Here is a 21,789-nt window from a genome sequence, read left to right on the forward strand (position 1 = left end):
ATTATTTCTTCATTACGCTTGTTTTAATTTGAGTCGTTACCAATTCTAAATCGTATGTCTGAATCTAAACACCAGGTATTTCAGACCTCAAACACCAAACGTTGGAAACGTTTCTTGTGGGTTGTAAGACTTTGCATTTTTTTCTTCCTTGTTTTAGGAACTACCTTCGGAATAGCGTTATGGAGAAGTTCAGGAACGGCATTGCCAAAGCTTAGCAATAAAAACCTCGCCTATAAAAAGATCCTCAATCCCGACGATCCGATTATGTTCCGGAATGAACAAAACCAATCGTACAATAAATTAAAAGCCAAGTTGCTTCATGCCAAACCGCGTGAGATAAAGATGCGCAGCCACCATAAATCCAACCCAAATGAACCGATGGCTATTCGGGCGGGCTATTATGTAAACTGGGATGCACAATCGTTCAGCACTTTAAAAACTCATATTGATCAAATGAACATGATCATGCCCGAATGGTTCTTTGTAACCGACACTTCGGATGTGGTTCAAACTGATATTGATGAAGCGGCGCTAGAGCTAATGAAAAAACATAAGGTGTCAATACTTCCCATGATCTCCAATTTCAGCAATGAAAAATGGAATGCAGCCAATGTGCACCGCATCATCTCCTCCCCTGAGAAACGAAAATTATTTATTGCCAGTGTTGTAAAAAAGTTAGATCAATACAAGTTTCAAGGTGTAAATATTGATTTTGAAGATCTCAACGAAACCACCGATGAGTACCTGATCGCTTTTCAAAAAGAACTTTATACCGAGCTTCATGCCAAAGGTTTTTTGGTAACACAGGATATTGCTCCCGGAAACGCGGATTATAATCTGAAAGCCGTAAATAATTACAATGACTACGTGTGCTTAATGGCTTATGACCAGCATTATTCTACCAGTAAGCCGGGCCCAATTGCTCAGTTGCATTGGATCGAATCGGCCATAGGAACAACGGAAGAGGTAATTCCGGAGGATAAGATCATTTTATGCTTGGCCGCATATGGTTATGATTGGGCAAAAGACAGTGAAGGCGAAGACATTACTTACCAGGAAGCCCTGACAACAGCTGCAGAATCAGAAGGTAAGATCAGGTATAACAATGATGATTATAACCTCTCTTACACCTATTCGGATGATGCCGATATAGAACACCAGGTATTTTTTACCGATGCTGCCACCGACTTTAACACGATGGTAACCGCCAACGAGGCAGGGTTAGCCGGCGTTTCACTATGGCGACTGGGTTCGGAAGACCCAAGGGTTTGGTCCTTCTATAAAAAAGATTTTAATGACCCTAAAGCTCAGCTTTTCAATCAAAATCAAATGCAAAACCTCAGTGGCGGTACTGCAGTGGATTATATTGGCGAAGGTGAAGTATTGGATATTTTAAGCAGTCCACAGAATGGATATATTAAAGTAGCCTACGATCAGAAGAATAATTTAATAACCGAGCAGCAGTACCAAAAACTGCCTACCTCCTACGTGGTTAAAAAGTTCGGAATGGCCAATAAGCAGGTTTTGTTAACTTTTGATGATGGTCCTGATGGACAATACACACCCGCCATTTTAGATATTTTAAAGAAAGAAAATGTGCCAGCGGCTTTTTTTATGATCGGTGAAAATGCCGAGAACAACATTCCATTGGTAAAACAGATCTATAAAGAGGGCTATGAAATTGGCAATCACACCTTTACCCACCCTAACCTGGCATTGATGACGCCCGAACGTCAGCGGCTTGAATTGAATGCCACACGCCGGCTAATTGAATGCATCACCGGTCATTCAACGGTTTTGTTCAGACCTCCTTTTAACGCCGACGCCGAGCCCCAAAGCTTTGCGGAAATTGAACCTGTAGCCATGAGTAAACAAGACCATTACGTAACCATTGGTGAATCTATTGACCCACGCGACTGGGAAAAAGATGTTTCGGCGGATACTATCTTTCAACGCGTAGTTGACCAACAACAGTTAGGTAGTATTATTCTACTTCATGATGCGGGAGGAAATAGAACCGCTACCATTGAAGCTTTACCGCGCATCATCCATTATTTTAAAAACAAAGGTTATAAGTTTATTACCGTTGCCGATTTACTGGGCAAAAAACACGAAGATCTGATGCCGGCTTTGAGTAACTCTAAAGACCTGATGCTTTCTAAAATTAATTTCTTGCTGGCGGTGCTCATGTTTTATTTCCAACATGTGCTCGAAGCTGTTTTCATCCTAGGTATTATCCTTTCCGTTGCGCGGATGATCATTATTGGGATAATGGCTTACCTGCAAAAAAGGAAACAGTTTACTGATAGTACATTGAAACCCGGGGTGAGCATTATTGTTCCGGCCTATAATGAAGAAATAAACGCAATAAAAACAGTTATCAACCTGCTAAAAAGCGACTATCCTGAGTTTGAGGTGATTTTTGTTGATGACGGCTCAAAAGACAATACCTATTCAATAGTCGACAGTCATTTTTATAATCACCAACACGTCACGGTTTTAACAAAACCAAATGGAGGCAAAGCTTCGGCCTTAAATTTTGGAATTGCCCATGCTAAATATGATTATGTGGTTTGTATTGATGCCGACACGCTGTTAAAAACCGATGCCATTACCCAGTTAATGAAAAAGTTTAACAGCAATGAGGTGGTTGGCGTGGCCGGCAATGTGAAGGTGGGCAATGAACTGAACCTGCTTACCAAATGGCAGTCGATTGAGTACATAACGGCTCAAAATTTCGATCGCCGGGCTTTTGACCTGCTGAATTGTATCACCGTTATACCCGGTGCCAATGGCGCTTTCAAAAAATCAGCATTAATAAAAGCGGGATTGTTTACCTCCGATACCTTGGCCGAAGACTGTGATCTAACGATACGTTTATTAAAAAATGGCGGGAAAGTAGCTTATGCGCCTGAAGCTATTGCTGTTACTGAAGCGCCTGAAACGGTAAAAATGTTTCTGAAACAACGTTTCCGCTGGACCTTTGGTATTATGCAATCGTTTTGGAAACACCGCAATGTTTGTTTCAATGTAAATTATAAATCGCTGGGTATGGTGGCTATGCCCAATCTGTTGATTTTTCAATTGCTGATGCCGTTAATATCACCACTTGCCGATCTGTTGATGATATACGCATTAATTGCCGGAGGCGTTACCTATGTATTGGGCTACTACTTAATTTTTATTTTGATAGATGCCTTAGGCGCTGCAATTGCCTTTTCATTTGAAAAAGAACCTGTTTATAAACTTTGGCTACTGATTCCGCAACGGTTCTTTTATCGTCAGCTAATGTATTTTGTGCTGCTAAAAGCATTACTCAATGCACTAAAAGGCGAGCTCATGACCTGGGGAGTTTTAAAACGAAGCGGCAGTGTAGAGCTTAGTGCTTAGTAGAGTTAAAACTGTAACGATTCTACTAAAACAGCAAAACCACCGCTGAATACAGCAGTGGTTTTGTGATAACTTTAATTCTTATTGATCTATTGTTTTTTGTAAACAGCAGTACCGATTCTAAATTCAGTTTTGGCATCATTCATAGCTAGACCAACAACCTTGGTTTGACCCCAGGTACCATTGGTATAATAAGTATTATTGTAAGCATCCCAATAGCCACCGCTCTGATGTTCTATCACAGTTAGAGGGGTACCTCCTACTGCAGCTGAAGGAAAAGCTGTTCCTGCATTTGTTAGTACTCCAGTTCCTGAAGTGGAAGAAGTCACTCCTGAAATTCTAATAACAAGACCGGTTTTCGTTTCTTTCCATGTTCCATTAATATCTGTTGCGTAAAAGCCACCGCTTTCAGATGCATCTTCGGCATATTCTGATGCCGGCTCACAGCTTACTAAAGCAAATACGCTTAAAACTAATAGAAAGAGTTTGGTTAATTTGTTTGTAAAGGTTTGGTACATAAGGTTAATTTAAGATTGATTTTGAATGAAATTTCTGCCGCAAAGATGTAGAAAGCCATCCCCCGTATGCAATACTCAGTTCTTAGTATTTTTCATAGGGGATTCTTTGATATACACCCAAAAAAGGTATTAAGCAATTACAATTCTTATAAGAGCCCTAACTATTCCTTTAGAGCAGATTCTGAAAAATTTCTTCTAATCACTTCCGATAATTCGACCAGGATATTTATTGATTAAAATCAATCCTATCACTTTTCGAACATGATAGTTTTGGCGGGTTGCTAAAAACGATTTTGTCCCGGAATAACCAAATGATGGTGCTCTTTAATTAGTAAGAAGATGAAGAAAAATCACGTAGTACTCTTAATATTCAGTTTGATTATTCTTGTAGCTGTATTGACGAATCCAAATCAGGACAGGCATAAAGAGGTTCTCAAGAATAAATTAAATGCTTACCTGCAAAAATCCATGAAGAAAAGTCATACGAAATCAAAAAATAAATGGGAACAAGCAGGGCAAGCACTTGGGATAATGCTGGGTGGGGCCTTAATTGATCAAATAACTGACAACTTGGTGAGTACCGATAATTATGTATTGTTTTCAACCACAAAGATCACATGGGAAGGCCAAGCAAAAGTTATTGGTATTGGAGCTTTTGGAAATGTGTTTATAAGCGAAAAAGTTGACAAACTATTAAATGAACAATTGAAAAATAATATCCATTGATTAAAAACCTATTATAATATGAAGAAGCTAATCGTATCAATAATTTTTGTATTAACTGCTATCATTTCATTTGCGCAAGTGAATACTAAGCCATCGGGCCATCTTATGTTCAAAGGAGTTCCTATTGATGGAACACTTACCGAGTATGTTGCTAAAATGAAACAAAATGGTTTTATTCATTTTGGGACAGATGATGGGACAGCTCTATTAAAAGGTGATTTTGCTGCATTTAAAGGCTGTATTGTAGGAGTATCGACGTTGAAGCAAAAGGATTTGGTTAGTAAAATTGCCGTAGTGTTTCCTGAATGTGATACTTGGTCATCTCTTTCATCCAATTACTTTTCATTGAAAGAAATGTTAACTGAGAAATATGGTCAACCTTCAGATTGTGTAGAGAAGTTTCAATCTTATTCAGAACCTGACGACAACTACAAAATGTATGAAGTGCAATTTGACAGATGTAAATATTACACCTCCTTCGAAACAGAAAAAGGTAGTATTCAATTATCCATCGAACATAAAGGGGCATCCAAGTGTTTTGTGATGTTAGTATATCATGATAAAATCAATGGTTCAATTATAAAAGCTAATGCTATAGATGACCTGTAATTTTGAATAATAAAAGCAGGTACGGAAACCTTGTATGCTACTTTGGCTATAAGGACAAGACATCCAGCAGGTAAGAAATTGGGAGAGGAATATGTGCAAAGTTTATAGACCCGTTGGTTCACTAACAACAATAAAATCTCATTTGCGTAATCACAATGTAAATGAGTTCAGCTCATTAAATGAATTAATAACTTTTCAAAAAAACTATTCAGGTAATCAACAGGAAATTATTTCAAATCATTCAATCTTAATCGAGCAAGAAAAGAGTACACTTAACAAAGAAATAGTACAGTTAGAAGATTTCATTAAGACAAGAAAAAATGAAATTGAACAAGAACTGTTTTTTGAACTTGAAAAATTAAAGCAACAGTTAGGAAGCTTACTATCGTCACACTTTAATATTTTCAACACATTTACTAACTACTTAAAGAAAATAGGCATCAAGAAAAGGATTCGAGAGATCGAACTTAATTTGAATCTAGAAATTGCTTATTCAATTCAAGAATCTACTAATACGCTTACTAAAAAGATCAATCGATATCAATATATCACCTCTCATTTTATGGATGCAGTTAAGCAGAGTAGCTCACTGCAACTTAAGGAACTCGAAAGAAAAAAAAGCTTAATTGATGAATTAAATACTACTATATATGGCGCTTTAGGCGAGCAGAAGGTTTCCAATGAATTAGAAAATTTACCTGATGAATATATTTTAATAAATGATTTTACTTGTTCATTTTATCCGCCAATTTATAACCGGAAAGAGAACGACTATATAAAATCTGTTCAAATTGATCACATTTTAATCTCTCCTGCTGGTATTTTTCTTATCGAAACAAAAAACTGGAGTGAGCATTCATTAAATAATATAAATTTACGTTCACCCGTTGAGCAAATAAAAAGAACCAACTTTGCCTTATTTAAAATTTTAACTGGAAGAATCACTAATTCACTTGACCATCATCATTGGGGAGAAAGAAAAGTTCCAATAAGAAATCTTATTGTGCTAATTAATCAGAAACCAAGGGAAGAGTTTCAACATGTGAAAATATTGATCTTAAAAGAACTTCGGAATTATGTGGAGTATTTTAAACCCAGTTTTTCAAGTAAAGAGACACAAATTATAGCCAACTTTTTACTTAGTCTTAACAGGGACAATTTCACTAAAACACCTGTACCCATTTCGAAAAGTGAAAGATCGATTAGGCCTTCTTTGGATTCTGGTTCAATGACTTATTCAAACGTTGACACAATTAACAAGTGGAAAACAATCAAACTCATTTTTGGGGTTGCCTTAATTGCCATTACTATTACGTTCATTGATTTTTTAAGGCAATCCTTTGACTCATCCAAGACGGCCAATTTCCAATATAGCGCACAGACAGCGAGAATAAATTCAAAAAAAGGACTTCATCTACGAGACCAGCCAAGCTCGAGAGGTAAAATATTACTAACTATTCCCTTTAACGAAAAAGTAGAGATCATAGACAAAAGCGGTAATGGTGAAACAATTTATGGTCAAACAGCATACTGGTACAAAGTTGACTATAACGGTACAACTGGTTGGTTATGGAATGAATATCTTCAAATGCAATAACAATGAATTGAAGTTCTGTTTTTGTGTGGCCCTTAAATTAGGAGAAGCAGTTTTTGAAAGCCAGATGAGTTCCACCGTAGCTAGAACTTTCCACTTAGTTTCTTGTTAATAGCTATTGAAAATTATCTGTAATCCTTTCACTAACTTATTGCATATCTATTAAATCATTACCTATATGGAAACAAGAAAATTAGGAAGATCTGATCTGGAGTTTTTGCCATTGGCTTTTGGTGGCAATGTATTTGGCTGGACCATTGACCAAGCAACCTCATTTGAACTGCTGGATGCCTTTGTGGAGAATGGCTTTACCTTTATTGATACCGCCGATGTGTATTCAAACTGGAAACCGGGAAATTCAGGTGGTGAATCAGAAATTATCATTGGCAATTGGCATAAACAACGAGGAAAGCGCGATAAAGTAATTATCGCCACTAAGGTTGGTTCTTCAATGGTAAGAGGCGGAGCTAAAGATCTTTCTAAAAACTATATTCTAAAAGCTGTTGAAGATTCATTAAAACGACTTCAAACCGACTATATCGATCTTTACCAATCGCATTACGACGACCTTACCACGCCAGTTGAAGAACCTCTGGAAGCTTATGCGCAGTTGATTAAAGAAGGTAAAGTACGATTCATTGGTGCATCTAATTTTAGCGCTGAAAGACTATGGGAAGCTTTAACCGCCAGCCAAAGAGATGGTTTGCCACGTTACGAAAGCCTGCAGCCGCTTTACAATTTATATGATCGGGCAGATTTTGAAACCGATCTACAGGCATTAGCTGTAAAAGAAGAAGTAGGCGTTATACCCTACTATTCATTGGCCAGTGGTTTTTTAAGCGGTAAATATCGATCAGAAGCTGATCTGGGTCAAAGTGCACGCGGTGCAGGAATTCAGAAATACCTGGATGAAAAGGGCTTTACACTATTAAAAGCTCTCGACGAAGTTGCTGAAGAATATAAAACTACCCCAACGCAAGTATCAATAGCCTGGCTTTTGGCCCAAAAAGGGATCACCGCTCCTATTGCCAGCGCCACAAAAATCAATCAGCTAAATGAACTTATGGAGGCCGTTAAGATTAAACTCGATGAAAAATCAATTGCACGCTTAACCGGAGCCATCAAAAAAGAGGCTTAAAACCGGTTTAAAGTGGCTGTTTTAAATTTATTTTAAAATTTATTTAACTGAGGGTGAACAAAATAGGCCTTTATGGGTCTATGAACACTAAAAAAGATTTGCCAGTATGACCTGAATTTGTACTTTTGCCTTCGGAAAGTTGGCAGAGTGGTCGAATGCGGCGGTCTTGAAAACCGTTGACTGTTACAGGTCCGGGGGTTCGAATCCCTCACTTTCCGCACCACGTAGTTTAAAACTATTCAAAAGCCTTCAAATCGTATGATTTGAAGGCTTTTTGTTTTGCTCCCCTAGTCAATTCATTCATCAAATCGCAATGCGTAGGTGGTAAATTCGGTGACCCGAATTTTCCGGACCAATTTGGGTCACCGAATTATAGAAATACTTAATTCTAAGTAGTTCATCTATTGAACATCTTGTTCTGAGCAGTTATGCAAATTAGATTCAATAACCCTAAAAAAGCATTAACTATGCGATATAGACTATCAATCCTCTTTTTCGTAAAGAGGTCAAAAACAACAAAGGAAGGTCTTATTCCAATTTATTTAAGAGTAACAATCGAGGGACAACGAATTGAGATAAGTACCAAACGATATGTTCATGAAAGCAAGTGGAGTGTGGATTCTGGCAGAATGAAAGGTCATTCCGAAGAAGCCCGATCAATTAATAGCTACCTCGACCTTTTGCGAGGGAAAGTTTACGATTATCAACAAGAATTGATTCGGGAAGGCAAGCCGATAACAGTGGATTTGATGAGAAATAAACTCCTGGGAACAGATGGAAAGCAACGGTCATTGATCAAAATCTTTCAGGACCATAATAACCGAATGGAAGACCTGGTGGGTGATGAATTTGCACCAGGAACCTTGGAAAGATACAAGACTGCATTGAAGCATACTGTTGATTTCCTCGATTGGAAATTTAATGTGTCGGATATGGATATCCGAAATGTCGATCATGCCTTTATCACCGAATATGAATTTTATCTAAGATCCGTTTGTAAGTGCAGCAATAATACTGCAGTTAAATACATCAAGAATTTTGGCAAGATCATCCGAATTTGCATAGCCAATGGCTGGTTGGATAGAAATCCTTTTGTCAACTATAAAGCGAAGGTGAAAGAGGTCGAACGGGTATATCTAAGTGAAGAAGAATTGCAGGGACTCATGAAAAAGGATTTCCGAAATGAAAGGCTTGATCTGGTGAGGGATATTTTTTTATTCAGTTGTTTTACCGGCCTGGCGTATGTGGATGTAAAAAAACTTACTTTGCATAATATATCCACGGGTATTGATGGCGAAAAATGGATATTTACTCATCGTACCAAAACCGAAACACCTTCCAATATTCCGCTCCTACCCTCCTCACTTGCAATTATTGATAAATACAAGAATAACCCTCAGGCCATCAACAAAGGCTGCTTGTTCCCGATTTTAAGCAATCAGAAAATGAATGCCTATTTAAAGGAAATAGCGGCTCTCAGTGGTATTGAAAAAGAACTTACTTTCCACATTGCCCGCCATACTTTTGCCACAACAGTGACTCTAAATAACAATGTCCCCATCGAGAGTGTTTCTAAAATGCTGGGTCACAAAAACTTGCGCACCACCCAACATTACGCGAAAATTTTGGATAAAAAAGTAAGTGAGGATATGAAAGCGTTAAAGGAGAAGTTTTCGTTAAAAGCAAACTCACGCAAATCCAAGCTTGGTTAGTTGTTAATATTAAAAAGCAAATTATTTAACTAAAAAAAATATTTAGGTATATATACGCAGGTTTTAAAATTAATTTAATATATTTTTGGTAGCCCCCACAGCAGAACATCTAACTTTTTGCTAATACTATGAAATACGAGTTGTCATTTTTTGATGATTTAATTCTGCATGCGCTACATCCGGATAACATTGCTTTACGCATTGGAGATTTTGATGAAATAGTTCAAAACGCAAAAGAGCAGGCTAAGCAAATACGTACCAATTTGATGGCCCTGATTTTTAACTTTCAAAAATCAGAAGAAATTGAACTGTTTATTCAAAACCACCAAAACCAACTGATTAATTTAACCGATACGCTATTAAAATACCTCGGACCAGAGGGAGGAAAGGAAATTTTTAAAGATGTAACTGGTAAAACCCCTTCCAACCTTTACAAAAAGTTGTACATAACCCTCGAGGATCTCATCACCTTTCTGGAAGAATATTTTCGGAAATATTTCAATATTAACTCCAAAATCACATTATCCTACCGGTTAATTACGCTCAGAGATTTTCAGGAAACACTGCCAATTTTAGAATCGGCCCTCCACACACAAAAAGTCCCTGCAGAGTTTATTGAAGTCTTATTGCAACCTATACAAGTTTTCATAAAAGCATGTCTAAAAAAAGAAATCACCTATCAACGTGTCTTGTATTTAAAGTCATTTTTAGCCGATTTAATGGAACAATCCCTGAAACAAAATGAAAATACATTACTGACGATCGTTGTTCGCTGTGGCTACCTAAATTTGAATTCCATAGAGTTTTACAACTGGTGTATTGGATACTTAAAGGAAAGATTAGAAATGGAAGACAATGCCACCGACAAACTGAAAACACTCTCCTATTTTTTAAAACACATTAATCAATCCATTCAGAAACCAAATTTTGCATATAAACCCCATAAGCCCTCCGTAAAAGAACTGGTCAGTAGCTGGATCAAGGAAGAAACCAAACACCTGGAGCGGACCCTTCAATTAAGCCTGGAGTTTGCTAATGGGGAGGAAAAAAATGTACTTTCCCAAAAGAAAGCAGATAAAATCAAATTGAATTTAACCGTACCTCAAATCGCTTACTTTGCACGCTTGATGATTGATGCAAACGTCTATTTAAATACAAATCAAACAGAAGTCCTGAAGATCCTATCAAGAACCTACTCTACATCCAAAGCCGAACAAATTTCCCCGATTAGTCTTCGTTCCAAATTTTATTCAGAGGATGAAAGTACGCGTGAATCGGTAAAAGAACTGCTGATTAAATTGTTAAACGAGGTTAACAAAAGAAAAAATTAAAAGTCCTATTTCATTGATAATCAGCAGGGGTTACAGGGGGTAACGCTACCCCTGTAACTGTTTTTTTAATGATAATTTTTTTCTATTTGAAGCCATAACAAAACACAACAAATTCTATGGCTGTAGAAATTCTTACAAAAGAAGATTTGAACCATTTCAAATCAGAGCTCCTAACTGAAATCAAATCGCTTCTCAAGCAAAATCAGCTAAGCAAAAAATGGCTCAAGTCTCCCGAAGTCCGTAAACTCCTTAACATCTCACCAGGCACCCTCCAAAACTTTCGGATCAATGGCACCCTTCCCTACACTAAGGTCAACGGAATTATATTTTACAATTACGAAGACATTGTGAAAATCTTGGAACAGAAAAAAATTCACAGATCCAACTCCTGATGATACCCTATGAACTACATCAAGCACCTTACCGGTTTTTTCAATAAAGTGATGGCGGATGACCAATTGAATCCAACCCATATCAGTCTCTACATTTCCCTGTTTCAATTTTGGAATGTAAGCCGGTTTCAAAACCCTATCAGCATTTCAAGAGATGAAGTCATGCGTGTAAGTAAAATCAGCGCCAAAGCCACTTATCACAAATGCATGAAAGATTTACATAACTATGGATACATTAAATATGATCCATCTTATAATCCCTTCCGTGGCAGTTTGGTTCATCTGATCAATTTTGCCGATGACCTTAAACCTGTTCAAAAAAGAGTTAGGAACAAAGCTAAGACCCAATCAGATTTTGAACAAGCATTGAACAAGCAGCAGACAAGTAGTGGGACGGCTAGTGGTACAGGTAGTGAGACAGGCACTGAACAAGCACTAGTACCTTATATAAACAATATAAACAATATAAAAACAGATATAAACAAATTAAACATTGCTAAACACCGGCAAGCAAATCCAAAAAATAAAAGTCAAAAGTTTTCTTCTTCAAAAGAGGATTTAGGAGAGGGCATAAGAAAGTCCTCTCCTTCAGGAGAGGATTTAGGAGAGGTAATTCCGCCCAGTCAATTTTCAGTTCTTCAATTTTTTCAAAAAAACAATTGGCCCGAAATCGAAGCGCAAAAATTTTTCAATCATTTCGAAGCCAATGGCTGGAAGGTGGGCGGGAAATCAGCTATGAAAAATTGGATGGCCGCTGCTAGAAATTGGATGATCAATTCTGAAGAATTTCAAAAAAACGAAAATCAGTCTGGAGATTCAGGATCCCCAAAGAAAGGAAATTTACATGCCAGCACTTCAAAAAACTATGCCGAACCATTATAATTTTGACCAGGTAATTCAGTTCCTTGCCACCAAAGGAAAACAAATTTATGGTCCCCATTTTCGGATACATGTCGAAGACTACGAAATCCTTTTTCAATTGGCTGTCTATTTTTTAAAGGATAAGGACCAACTAAAAAGATTGAGTTTAAGCCCGCATAAAGGTATTCTGTTAACCGGACCAATAGGAAGCGGCAAAACATCCCTCATGAACCTATGCCGCTTTCTGCAGCCCGAACATCAACGGTTTCTAGTTAAACCCTGTCGTGACATCAGTTTTGAATTCCAGGAACATGGTTATGCTGCAATTCACAGATATGGCAAAGATTCTTTTCAATTGATCAAAGGATCCGTTATTACTAAAACCTATTGTTTTGACGACCTGGGTACGGAAAACACGTTAAAACACTACGGGAATGAGTGCAATGTCATGGCAGAGATCCTGCTTACTCGATATGATCTCTTTGTCACCCAAAAGCTAAAAACCCACATCACAACTAATCTCAATAGCCAGGAGTTGGAAAATCTTTATGGGAATAGGGTAAGAAGTAGGTTACGTGAAATGTTTAATCTCATTGCTTTTGATAAAGACACCATGGATAAGAGAAAGTAAAATAATTTATCTGAAGAATTTACCCCGTAAGAGCCATTTGTTTGCGAAAGAATAACTTTTTTATGGGATGGGAAGTCCGAAACAGGCTGACGCCAATAATACTACAAAGTAATCCTGCAATTTGGATGATAGAGTAATAAATTCCTGTCTGTTTTTTATTTTAGATCTCTTGGAATTTAAATTGTGTTATCTTTTTGTTATTTATGCGCCTTATTTGTAATGATCCATGAAAGACAATTCAACAATCTACCACTTTAAATATGAGGGTGATTTTCACAGCGTTGACGCATTAACTATTTTGCATACCCAGCTTAATTTTATCTCGATATTAACTGAAATAAAAGATCAAATTTATCCGGAGGTAAAACTAAATATTAAACTTCAGGGTCTTGAAAAAGGGTCTTTAGATGTACAGCATGTAGTTGAAATTGCCACTGTTTCGGGCATGTTTGTAATGGAAAATTATTCTTACATAAGTAAGATTTTTGAAGTATTTGGCGATTTAGTAAAGTTAAAAAGCTTTTTAAAAGGAGAAAAAGCTACCGAGACAAAGGAAGTTGGTAATGATAAAATTGAAATTCATATTAAGGGAGATAATATTACCATCCATCCTGATGCATTTAAGATGGAGATCGACTTGTAGCAGATTTGAAAATCTATTTAAAATGGGATGAACGATTTAATACTTATGTAGAGGCTAACAAATATGAAGTATCAAATATTTCTAATATAATCCCACGAACAGATCAAACAAAATTCGACTTTACAAATAACTAATTTATTATTAAACATACTTTTTTTATAAAAAGACAAAAACCGCTTAAGTAGCGGCTTTTGTCTTTTATCCCCACATCAAGCCGCAATTATGAAAGGCTGATGGTTTTTTATCAGCAAGGAGAGCAACAACCCGATTGGAAAAAGCATATAGCTAGAATAATCTTCCGGGGTCATACCCACCCTCCTAGTCCTTCACTGGATCTCAAATTCATACCCTAAATTTTCTTTAAAACTTCATCTTCTGCACCCTCACCGCATTTAATATTGCCAATAAAGCCACCCCCACATCCGCAAAAACAGCCTCCCACATGGTAGCCAAACCACCTGCACCAAGTGTTAGCACAATTAGCTTGACTCCAAAAGCCAGCCCTATATTTTGCCAAACAACGCGTTTAGTAGCTTTACCAATTTTAATAGCGGTCGAAATTTTTGAAGGTTGATCGGTTTGAATAACCACATCGGCCGTTTCAATAGCCGCATCACTTCCCAAACCGCCCATAGCAATACCCACATCACTTAGAGCAAGCACCGGAGCATCATTAATGCCATCTCCAACAAAGGCCACTACTTTTGATTTATCGCTTTTAATTTCTTCTACTTTCTGTACTTTATTTTCTGGAAGTAAATCACCAAAGGCTGCATCGATACCTAAAAGCTTAGCGACTTTTTGAGTGATAGAAGATTTATCGCCGGACAGCATCACGGTTTCTTTAATACCGTTTTGGTGCATGTCGGTTATCGCTTGCTTTGCATCCTCTTTTATTTCATCGGCAATGGTTACATAACCGGCAAATTTTCCATTGATAGCTACCAGTACAATTGTTTCAACAACAGCATGCAGAGAGTCATCAAAACTTACATTGAATTTATCCATCAATTTGCTGTTCCCGGCCAGCATTTCATAACCGTTCACCTTCCCCTTTAATCCATGCCCTGAAATTTCTTCCACGCCATTTACTGCTATTTCCTTTACACCATCGCCGGCATACTCTACTATCGCTTTTGCAATTGGATGGGTGGATTTATTTTCTAATGCTGCTAATAATTCAATAAACTCCTTTTCACCTAATCCATTAGCTTTTACATCCTGAACTTTGAAAATACCTTGGGTAAGTGTACCTGTTTTATCCATAACAACCGTATTTACTACAGACATAAGATCTAGGTAATTAGAACCTTTGAACAAAATGCCGTTACGTGATGCTGCACCGATACCTCCGAAATAACCTAATGGAATAGAAACTACTAATGCACATGGGCAGGATATTACCAGAAAAATCAATGCTCTGTATAGCCACTCTGAAAACACATAGTGTTGAACAAAAAAGTAAGGTAAAAATGTTAGGGCTATCGCCAGGTAAACTACAATCGGGGTATAAACTTTTGCAAACTTACGGATGAATAATTCCGTTTTGGCCTTCCTGGATGTGGCATTTTGAACAAGATCGAGTATTCTGGCTAGGCTGCTATCAGCGAATTTTTTGTTCACCTTAATTTCAATCACCTTATCCAAATTTAGCATGCCGGCCAACACTTGTTCATCTTTACGAATAGTTTTGGGCTTACTTTCACCTGTCAAGGCGGCTGTATTAAAGCTGCTGCTTTCAGAAAGCATAGTGCCATCCAATGGAACTTTTTCACCTGCTTTTACTTGGATGGTTTCGGCAATTGCCACCGCTTCAGGATTTACTGTGGTGTAGTTGCCCTCTCTCATTACGCTGGCAACATCAGGTCGCACATCTAACAAAGCTTTGATATTGCCTTTTGCTCTCTTAACTGCTGCACTTTGAAACAATTCACCAACCGCATAAAATAGCATTACAGCTACACCTTCTGGATATTGGCCAATAGCAAATGCACCGATGGTGGCAATACTCATTAATAAAAACTCGGTGAAAAATTCGCCTTTAATAATGCTTTGCCAGGCTTCTTTTATAACAAGTAAACCTACAAAAGCGTAAGCAATAAGGTACCAACCCAAACGCACGTATCCCTTAAAGAAATCAGGCTGAATATAATTATCTAAAGCAATACCAATGATTAGCATGGTAAAACTGATGATAGCAGGCAGATATTGCTTCCAGGCCACATCTTCAACATGCTCGTGATCATGGCCGTCGTTATCTTTATGTTCTTCCTTTAAAAGATTTATGGCATTTGCATTTGCATAAACCTTCTCTTCCTCCGTGCAGCAGGTCATTCTTCCCTGTGCATCATAAGTATGCACATGATAAGGGTCGATATTTTTCATTGATGTCGGGTTAGATTCCTTTAACTTTTGATTTATTTCCATTGGTAACAAAGGAGGAACCTTCGCTCCTCCCGTGTTGCAAATTTCATTTCGTTCACTTTAATTAATGTGAATGCCCTTCACCTGCATTTGTCATCTTTCCTAAAACAAAGAAGGCCCCTTTGATAACAATATTAGCATCTGCGGGTGTTTCCTTCAACATGGTAATTTCTGTGTATCCTCCATAAGTAACGCCTTTCTTTACCGGGATACGTTCGAATGTATTTCCAGGCTCGTCAACATGCGCTTTTTCGCCAGACTCCTTATGGTCGTTGGCTTCACCTGCTTCATGCTGATGAACATCTTCATGCGGTTCCGAATGTTTTGCATTCTTTTCTTCCTCATGATGCTCTTCATCTGCAGTTTGAATAAAAACATAGTCTTGGCCCTGGTAGTTGACAATTGCCTCTGTAGGAATTGCAGGCACTTTAACATTATCTAAACTGATCATGGCAGAAATGTTCATGCCGTCAATCAATCCCGTCTTGTCGCCTTTTACCAATGCGTGTACAGGAATCGTTTTACTCCCATTTTCGAATGAGGACCCAATTGAGAAAATTGCTGCACTATAACTTTTAGAGGGATTGTTGGTTAACACAAAATTGATAATCTGCTTATTATTTACCTTCTGGATGTCTTGCTCAAAGATGGATAGGTCTAAATGAAGCTGACTGTTATCAACAATATCGGCAATGCTGGTACTTTCACTCACATAGGAACCTATATTTACTTGAATATTGCTTATAGAACCGGCAATGGGACTTTTTATAGCAATTGCTGAACTTAGATTACTATTATTAAGACTGGAGGCGCTTATTCCTAAGAGGGACAATTGTTGTTGCAAAGAAGCTTTGCGTGTCCTTAATGTCTTTAACTCGGCATCAGCTTGTTGGAAATTCTTTAAAGCGCCCGCATTTCCGCTTGTAAGCTCTTTTTGGCGATTATATTCTAACTCGGCAAGGGTAATTTTGGCTGAAACCGATAAATACTCTTCCTGCATTTGTACAAATTGAGTATTTACAATTGTGGCAATGGTTTGCCCTTTTTTAACAAAGCTGCCAGGCTGAACCAAAATGGATTTTACTACGCCTCCAAATAAGGCAGTGGCCGTTGCCTTGTTTTGATTAGGTACCTTTAATACGCCATTGGCCTTTAAAGTAGAGGTAAGGTTTTTTTGTTCAATTTTACCTAATTGAACTCCTATCGACTTCATCTGTTCATTGGTCAATGACACGGTGCTAGCGCTTGCATGTTCATCTTCATGTTCATGCCCTTCTTCCACATGTTCCGCATGTTCACTTTTTGATGCACTTGAATTACCACAAGCGGTAATGAATAATGCTGCTGAAAATATATAAATGACAATAAATACCTTTTTCATTCTTAAAATTCTTAGTTGTTGATGATATAATTGAATTGAATGGCTGATTGATTATATTGATTAAGATTTTCCAGATAATTTTTCTGGATATCAATTGCCTGGGTTAAATATTGTGATAGCTCCGTAAAACTTATTTCTCCTAAACGATACGAAGTCGTAGCCGCCTTGATTATCTCCTGAGCCTGTTTAAGTCCTGTGGTTTCATAAAACGACAACATAGAATTGTTTCTTTCGAGTTGCTTAACCGCTTGATTAAAACCCGTGATTAACAACTGCCGATCAGCAATTAATTGTTTTTCTTGAGCATAACTTTCAATTTGGGCCGCCTTGATCTTGTTTTTAAAACTTCCAAATGCTAACGGAATTCCAATGGATACTGAATAACCTGAATAAGGATTATTATCATATCCATATAAGCGCTGCGAGTAAAACCGACCGGAAAGATCAGGCAAAAGTGTTCTTTTCTGAACTTTTACTTCAGCGGTAGCAATATTTACATTTTGTTGCTGCAATTGTATTATTGGATGCTTATCGCTTTGGAATTGATCTGAATAATCAACAATCACCTTGTTTAAGGGCTTTAATTCCGGCAATAAATCATCAGCAGTATTTAAAAATCTTTTGAAATCTTGTTGCTGCAACTGAATGTCTTTCTCAATCTGCTGAATTTGTACTTTCAGCTCCTTCAGTTTTGCATCAACAGCTATTTGATCTAGCCCGGCACTTTCACCGGTTTTTACTTTCAAGGCAACTGCATTATAGAGCTCGGTATAAATACTATCCAATCGATTATATAAAAAACGCTTATCCTGCAGATACCATATGGAATAATAAGTGGATCGAATGTTTCGCTTTAATTCCGTAATTGTTTTATTCTTATTAAACTCTGAAAACTTTAACCGCTCATTGAATACGTCTTTTCGGGCCGTGTAAACTCCTGGCCAACTCAACTCTTGCGACAATCCGATTTTCAACAAACCATCTTTATCGCTTGGGTTCATATCCTCGTTTTCTACAAAAAAACCGGTTTTTGCAAGGTCAAAAGAGGTTTTTACCTGAGCCTTTGATTTTTGAATTTGAAGCTCATTGACCTGTACCTGTAAATTATTTTTTAAGGCAGTATCTATTGCATTGAGCAAAGAGATTCTTTTAGTTGTTGGATTATCCTGAGCTGAAGCAGAAAAATTTACAGTAATCAGTAAAGCAATCATTACCGAAGCTATAGGCTTTAACACCTTCGATTTTTTTCCTGCAAAAAGGATATATAGTAAAGGCAACACAACTAAGGTGAGGAAGGTGGCCGTAATAAGTCCGCCAATTACTACTGTTGCCAATGGTTTTTGAACTTCGGCTCCGGCTCCGGTTGAAATAGCCATGGGCAAAAAGCCGAGTGAAGCCACGGTTGCTGTCATGAGTACTGGTCTCAAACGGATTTTTGTGCCTTCCAACACCCTGGCCACTACATCAGACATCCCTTCTTTTTCCAATTGGTTGAAAGTTCCAATCAAGACAATGCCATTCAATACAGCCACTCCAAACAAGGCAATAAATCCAACCCCCGCTGAAATACTAAAGGGCATTCCTCGCATTAATAAGGCAAATACTCCTCCGATAGCAGCCATAGGGATAGCTGTAAAGATTAAAGCAGCTTGTTTTAAGGAGTTGAATGTAAAATACAACAATGAAAAAATTAATAATAAAGCAATTGGCACTGCTAAACTTAAGCGTTTAGAAGCCTTTTCAAGGTTTTCAAAGGTTCCCCCGAAAGTGTAATAATAACCGGTTGGAAGTTTAACTTGCTCATCCAGCTTTTCTCTTATTTCCTTTACAACAGATTGTACATCCCGTCCTTTTACATTAAAGCCAATAACAATTCTTCGTTTAGCATCTTCTCTGCTAATTTGTGCAGGACCTTCTTTAAAGGAAATGGTTGCAATTTGCTTAAGAGGTATTTGAGAGCCGTTACTGGTGGGAATAAATAGATTATTCACATCCTCGATAGATGTTCGGTAAGCGCTATCCAACCTTACGACAAGGTCAAATTTTCGTTCATTTTCAAATACAACACCTGCTGCTTCTCCTGCAAAACCTGCACTGACTACAGAATTTACATCCTCTATGTTCAGTCCGTAATTAGCCATCCTACTACGATCATATTGAATCGTTATTTGAGGCAAACCGGTTGTTCTTTCAATTTGGGGTGAAGTCGTTCCTGATACGGATTGAATTACTTTAGCAATCTCTGGAGCCAGCTTAGCTAGGTCATCAATATTTCCTCCAAAAATTTTAATCGCAACGTCTTGGCGTATTCCTGTCATTAACTCATTAAACCGCATTTGTATCGGCTGATTTGCTTCAAAGAAAACCCCGGGTATTGCCTCCAACTTCTCCTCCATCATTCTGGCCAATTCGTTGTAATCATCTGTGGTCGTCCATTCATCTTTGTCTTTCAGAATGATCATTATATCAGATGCTTCAGGAGGCATGGGGTCTGTCGGCACTTCTGCACTTCCTGTTTTCCCTATAACCTGCTTCACTTCTGGAAATTGTTTCAGAATTCTGCTTACCTGCATGGATGTTTCAACACTTTGAGACAATGAGCTGCCTTGGGGTAAAATGCAGTGAAACGCATAGTCACCCTCTTGCAACTGTGGAATGAACTCTCCACCAAGTCGGGTGAATAAAAAGATGCTGAGGACTAAAAGTGCTACAGCAGCTGTTACAACATAATATTTAACCCTGATTGCCCATTGAATTACCGGCTCGTACTTTCTTTGAAAATACTCCATAATTCTATCGGAAATATTTTTCTTTTCTGATAACTGCTTAGGTAAGAAACGGGCACACATCATTGGTATATAAGTCAGCGATAAAATAAGAGCACCTAAAATGGCAAATCCTACCGTCTGCGCCATTGGCCTGAACATTTTACCTTCTATCCCAACAAGTGTTAATATGGGGATGTATACAATAAGAATGATGATTTCTCCGAAGGCTGCACTTTTCCTGATCTTTGACGCAGAACTATAAACTTCAGCATCCATTTCATGTTGAGTAAGTCTATTGCTCAGTTTTCTTAATCCTAAATGATGCATGGTGGCTTCGACAATAATCACTGCGCCATCTACAATCAACCCAAAATCAATAGCTCCCAGTGACATTAAGTTAGCTGAAACCCCAAATACATTCATCATTCCTAAGGCGAATAACATTGATAATGGAATGGCCGATGCTACTATTAATCCTGCTCGCAGGTTTCCAAGAAAAACAACCAATACGAGAATGACAATCAGTGCTCCTTCGATCAGGTTTTTTTCTACTGTACTTATAGCGCGATCGACGAGGTCTGTACGGTCAAGAAAGGCTTCCACTTCTATATCTGCCGGAAGGGATCTTTTAACCGTTTCCATCTTTTCTTTGACGAGACTCACCACTTCGGCACTATTACTCCCTTTAAGCATCATTACAATTCCGCCCACTACTTCATTTTCGCCATTTCGTGTCATGGCCCCATATCGTATCGCACTTCCAAACTGGACTTTAGCAACATCTTTTATTAGGATGGGAACACCGTCTTCATTTTTTACGATGATGTTCCGAATATCATCAAGCGAGGATACAAGTCCGATTCCTCTTATAAAATAGGCATTTGGCTTTTTGTCGATGTAAGCGCCTCCGGTGTTTTGATTATTTTTTTCAAGTGCTGTGAATATGTCCGAAACAGTAATATTAATGGCTTTTAATCGATCGGGATTAACAGCTACCTCATATTGTTTCAAGACTCCTCCAAAGCTGTTTACTTCCGCTACTCCCGGTGTTCCATACAATTGTCGGGCTACGATCCAATCTTGCATGGTTCGTAAATCCATCGCATTGTATTTATGTTCACTACCTTTTTTAGGATAAATTACATATTGATATACTTCTCCTAAACCGGTACTTACCGGAGCTAATTCTGGCGTGCCAACTCCGTGAGGTATTTGACTTTCAGCCTGTTTTAGTTTTTCATTAATAAGTTGGCGAGCAAAATAGATATTAACATCATCATGAAACACCACCGTGATCACTGATAATCCAAATCGTGAAATGGACCTAATTTCTTCAAGGTCAGGTAAATTTGCTAAACTTTGCTCAATAGGATAGGTTACAAACTGCTCAACCTCCTGCGAAGCCAGAGTTGGCGTATTTGTGATAATCTGAACCTGGTTATTGGTAATATCAGGCACGGCATCAATAGGTAGTTTGGTTGCACTCCAAATCCCCCATATTATTAACGCCAAAGTGAAAAGGGCAATAATGAGCTTATTCTTTATTGAAAAATGAATGACTTTATCTAACATTTTATTTTGGTTAGGGTAATAACGGCCTTTAAACCATCGACAGTAATGCTCAATGGTAAGGAAGGACGCGATTAAATTATTCGGATCTTTTTATTCCGC

The 21,789-nt window shown here is 37.9% G+C and carries 15 protein-coding genes and 1 tRNA gene; 12 read left to right on the forward strand and 4 right to left on the reverse strand.

Features of this window, described 5'->3' with window-relative positions:
• The first annotated feature begins 54 nt into the window (after positions 1-54).
• The gene (locus C3K47_RS11735) at positions 55-3,390 is read left to right on the forward strand and encodes a glycosyltransferase (protein WP_103789328.1); all 3,336 of its coding nucleotides are present in this window, start codon (positions 55-57) and stop codon (positions 3,388-3,390) included.
• Between the two features lie 89 nt (positions 3,391-3,479).
• Here the strand turns inward: C3K47_RS11735 and C3K47_RS11740 are convergent, their stop codons facing one another.
• Positions 3,480-3,908 (reverse strand): hypothetical protein, encoded by a 429-nt coding sequence (locus tag C3K47_RS11740; RefSeq protein WP_103789329.1) that lies wholly within the window; start codon positions 3,906-3,908, stop codon positions 3,480-3,482.
• A gap of 339 nt (positions 3,909-4,247) precedes the next feature.
• Between C3K47_RS11740 and C3K47_RS11745 the strand changes: the two genes are divergently transcribed.
• The 11 genes from C3K47_RS11745 to C3K47_RS11795 all read left to right on the forward strand — a co-directional run bounded on the left by C3K47_RS11745 (position 4,248) and on the right by C3K47_RS11795 (position 13,545).
• Positions 4,248-4,634 (forward strand): DUF4359 domain-containing protein, encoded by a 387-nt coding sequence (locus C3K47_RS11745; protein ID WP_103789330.1) that lies wholly within the window; start codon positions 4,248-4,250, stop codon positions 4,632-4,634.
• A gap of 18 nt (positions 4,635-4,652) precedes the next feature.
• Entirely contained in the window at positions 4,653-5,243 is a 591-nt protein-coding gene (locus C3K47_RS11750; RefSeq protein ID WP_103789331.1) for a hypothetical protein, read from the forward strand.
• A gap of 142 nt (positions 5,244-5,385) precedes the next feature.
• Positions 5,386-6,840: an NERD domain-containing protein gene (locus tag C3K47_RS11755; protein ID WP_165784688.1), complete on the forward strand. Its 1,455-nt coding sequence runs from the start codon at positions 5,386-5,388 to the stop codon at positions 6,838-6,840.
• Between the two features lie 175 nt (positions 6,841-7,015).
• The gene (locus tag C3K47_RS11760) at positions 7,016-7,975 is read left to right on the forward strand and encodes an aldo/keto reductase (RefSeq protein WP_103789333.1); all 960 of its coding nucleotides are present in this window, start codon (positions 7,016-7,018) and stop codon (positions 7,973-7,975) included.
• A 133-nt stretch (positions 7,976-8,108) separates the two neighbouring features.
• Positions 8,109-8,193: transfer RNA gene (locus C3K47_RS11765), tRNA-Ser, on the forward strand.
• Positions 8,194-8,442: 249 nt separating this feature from the next.
• Positions 8,443-9,687 carry a site-specific integrase gene (locus C3K47_RS11770; protein WP_103789388.1) on the forward strand — a complete coding sequence of 415 codons (1,245 nt, stop codon included), beginning with the start codon at positions 8,443-8,445 and terminating at the stop codon, positions 9,685-9,687.
• Positions 9,688-9,827: 140 nt separating this feature from the next.
• Complete coding sequence (locus tag C3K47_RS11775; protein WP_133159373.1) at positions 9,828-11,018, forward strand: hypothetical protein; 1,191 nt, start codon at positions 9,828-9,830, stop codon at positions 11,016-11,018.
• A gap of 116 nt (positions 11,019-11,134) precedes the next feature.
• Positions 11,135-11,410, forward strand: coding sequence for a helix-turn-helix domain-containing protein (locus tag C3K47_RS11780; RefSeq protein ID WP_103789335.1), 276 nt, complete (start codon positions 11,135-11,137; stop codon positions 11,408-11,410).
• 9 nt (positions 11,411-11,419) lie between these two features.
• The gene (locus C3K47_RS11785; RefSeq protein WP_103789336.1) at positions 11,420-12,292 is read left to right on the forward strand and encodes a transcriptional regulator; all 873 of its coding nucleotides are present in this window, start codon (positions 11,420-11,422) and stop codon (positions 12,290-12,292) included.
• Positions 12,276-12,902, forward strand: coding sequence for a P-loop NTPase family protein (locus C3K47_RS11790; RefSeq protein ID WP_243392540.1), 627 nt, complete (start codon positions 12,276-12,278; stop codon positions 12,900-12,902). The genes C3K47_RS11785 and C3K47_RS11790 overlap by 17 nt, the downstream gene beginning before the upstream one ends.
• A gap of 226 nt (positions 12,903-13,128) precedes the next feature.
• Positions 13,129-13,545: a hypothetical protein gene (locus C3K47_RS11795; RefSeq protein WP_103789338.1), complete on the forward strand. Its 417-nt coding sequence runs from the start codon at positions 13,129-13,131 to the stop codon at positions 13,543-13,545.
• A 360-nt stretch (positions 13,546-13,905) separates the two neighbouring features.
• Here the strand turns inward: C3K47_RS11795 and C3K47_RS11800 are convergent, their stop codons facing one another.
• The 3 genes from C3K47_RS11800 to C3K47_RS11810 form a co-directional block, all read right to left on the reverse strand.
• Positions 13,906-15,930: a heavy metal translocating P-type ATPase gene (locus C3K47_RS11800; protein ID WP_103789389.1), complete on the reverse strand. Its 2,025-nt coding sequence runs from the start codon at positions 15,928-15,930 to the stop codon at positions 13,906-13,908.
• A gap of 103 nt (positions 15,931-16,033) precedes the next feature.
• A complete protein-coding gene (locus C3K47_RS11805) occupies positions 16,034-17,350 on the reverse strand; it encodes an efflux RND transporter periplasmic adaptor subunit (protein ID WP_103789339.1) in 1,317 nt (438 codons plus the stop codon).
• An 11-nt stretch (positions 17,351-17,361) separates the two neighbouring features.
• A complete protein-coding gene (locus C3K47_RS11810; RefSeq protein WP_103789340.1) occupies positions 17,362-21,690 on the reverse strand; it encodes a CusA/CzcA family heavy metal efflux RND transporter in 4,329 nt (1,442 codons plus the stop codon).
• Positions 21,691-21,789 lie beyond the last annotated feature (99 nt).

The sequence above is a fragment of the Solitalea longa genome (assembly GCF_002920915.1).
Taxonomy (GTDB): Bacteria; Bacteroidota; Bacteroidia; order Sphingobacteriales; family Sphingobacteriaceae; genus Solitalea; species Solitalea longa.

What these genes read in the sequence shown, in the direction of transcription:
- C3K47_RS11735 (WP_103789328.1), top strand. Translation starts at nt 55, where the DNA reads ATGTCTGAATCTAAACACCAGGTATTTCAGACCTCAAACACCAAACGT.
- C3K47_RS11740 (WP_103789329.1), bottom strand. Translation starts at nt 3,908, where the DNA reads ATGTACCAAACCTTTACAAACAAATTAACCAAACTCTTTCTATTAGTT.
- C3K47_RS11745 (WP_103789330.1), top strand. Translation starts at nt 4,248, where the DNA reads ATGAAGAAAAATCACGTAGTACTCTTAATATTCAGTTTGATTATTCTT.
- C3K47_RS11750 (WP_103789331.1), top strand. Translation starts at nt 4,653, where the DNA reads ATGAAGAAGCTAATCGTATCAATAATTTTTGTATTAACTGCTATCATT.
- C3K47_RS11760 (WP_103789333.1), top strand. Translation starts at nt 7,016, where the DNA reads ATGGAAACAAGAAAATTAGGAAGATCTGATCTGGAGTTTTTGCCATTG.
- C3K47_RS11770 (WP_103789388.1), top strand. Translation starts at nt 8,443, where the DNA reads ATGCGATATAGACTATCAATCCTCTTTTTCGTAAAGAGGTCAAAAACA.
- C3K47_RS11780 (WP_103789335.1), top strand. Translation starts at nt 11,135, where the DNA reads ATGGCTGTAGAAATTCTTACAAAAGAAGATTTGAACCATTTCAAATCA.
- C3K47_RS11785 (WP_103789336.1), top strand. Translation starts at nt 11,420, where the DNA reads ATGAACTACATCAAGCACCTTACCGGTTTTTTCAATAAAGTGATGGCG.
- C3K47_RS11790 (WP_243392540.1), top strand. Translation starts at nt 12,276, where the DNA reads ATGCCGAACCATTATAATTTTGACCAGGTAATTCAGTTCCTTGCCACC.
- C3K47_RS11795 (WP_103789338.1), top strand. Translation starts at nt 13,129, where the DNA reads ATGAAAGACAATTCAACAATCTACCACTTTAAATATGAGGGTGATTTT.
- C3K47_RS11800 (WP_103789389.1), bottom strand. Translation starts at nt 15,930, where the DNA reads ATGAAAAATATCGACCCTTATCATGTGCATACTTATGATGCACAGGGA.
- C3K47_RS11805 (WP_103789339.1), bottom strand. Translation starts at nt 17,350, where the DNA reads ATGAAAAAGGTATTTATTGTCATTTATATATTTTCAGCAGCATTATTC.
- C3K47_RS11810 (WP_103789340.1), bottom strand. Translation starts at nt 21,690, where the DNA reads ATGTTAGATAAAGTCATTCATTTTTCAATAAAGAATAAGCTCATTATT.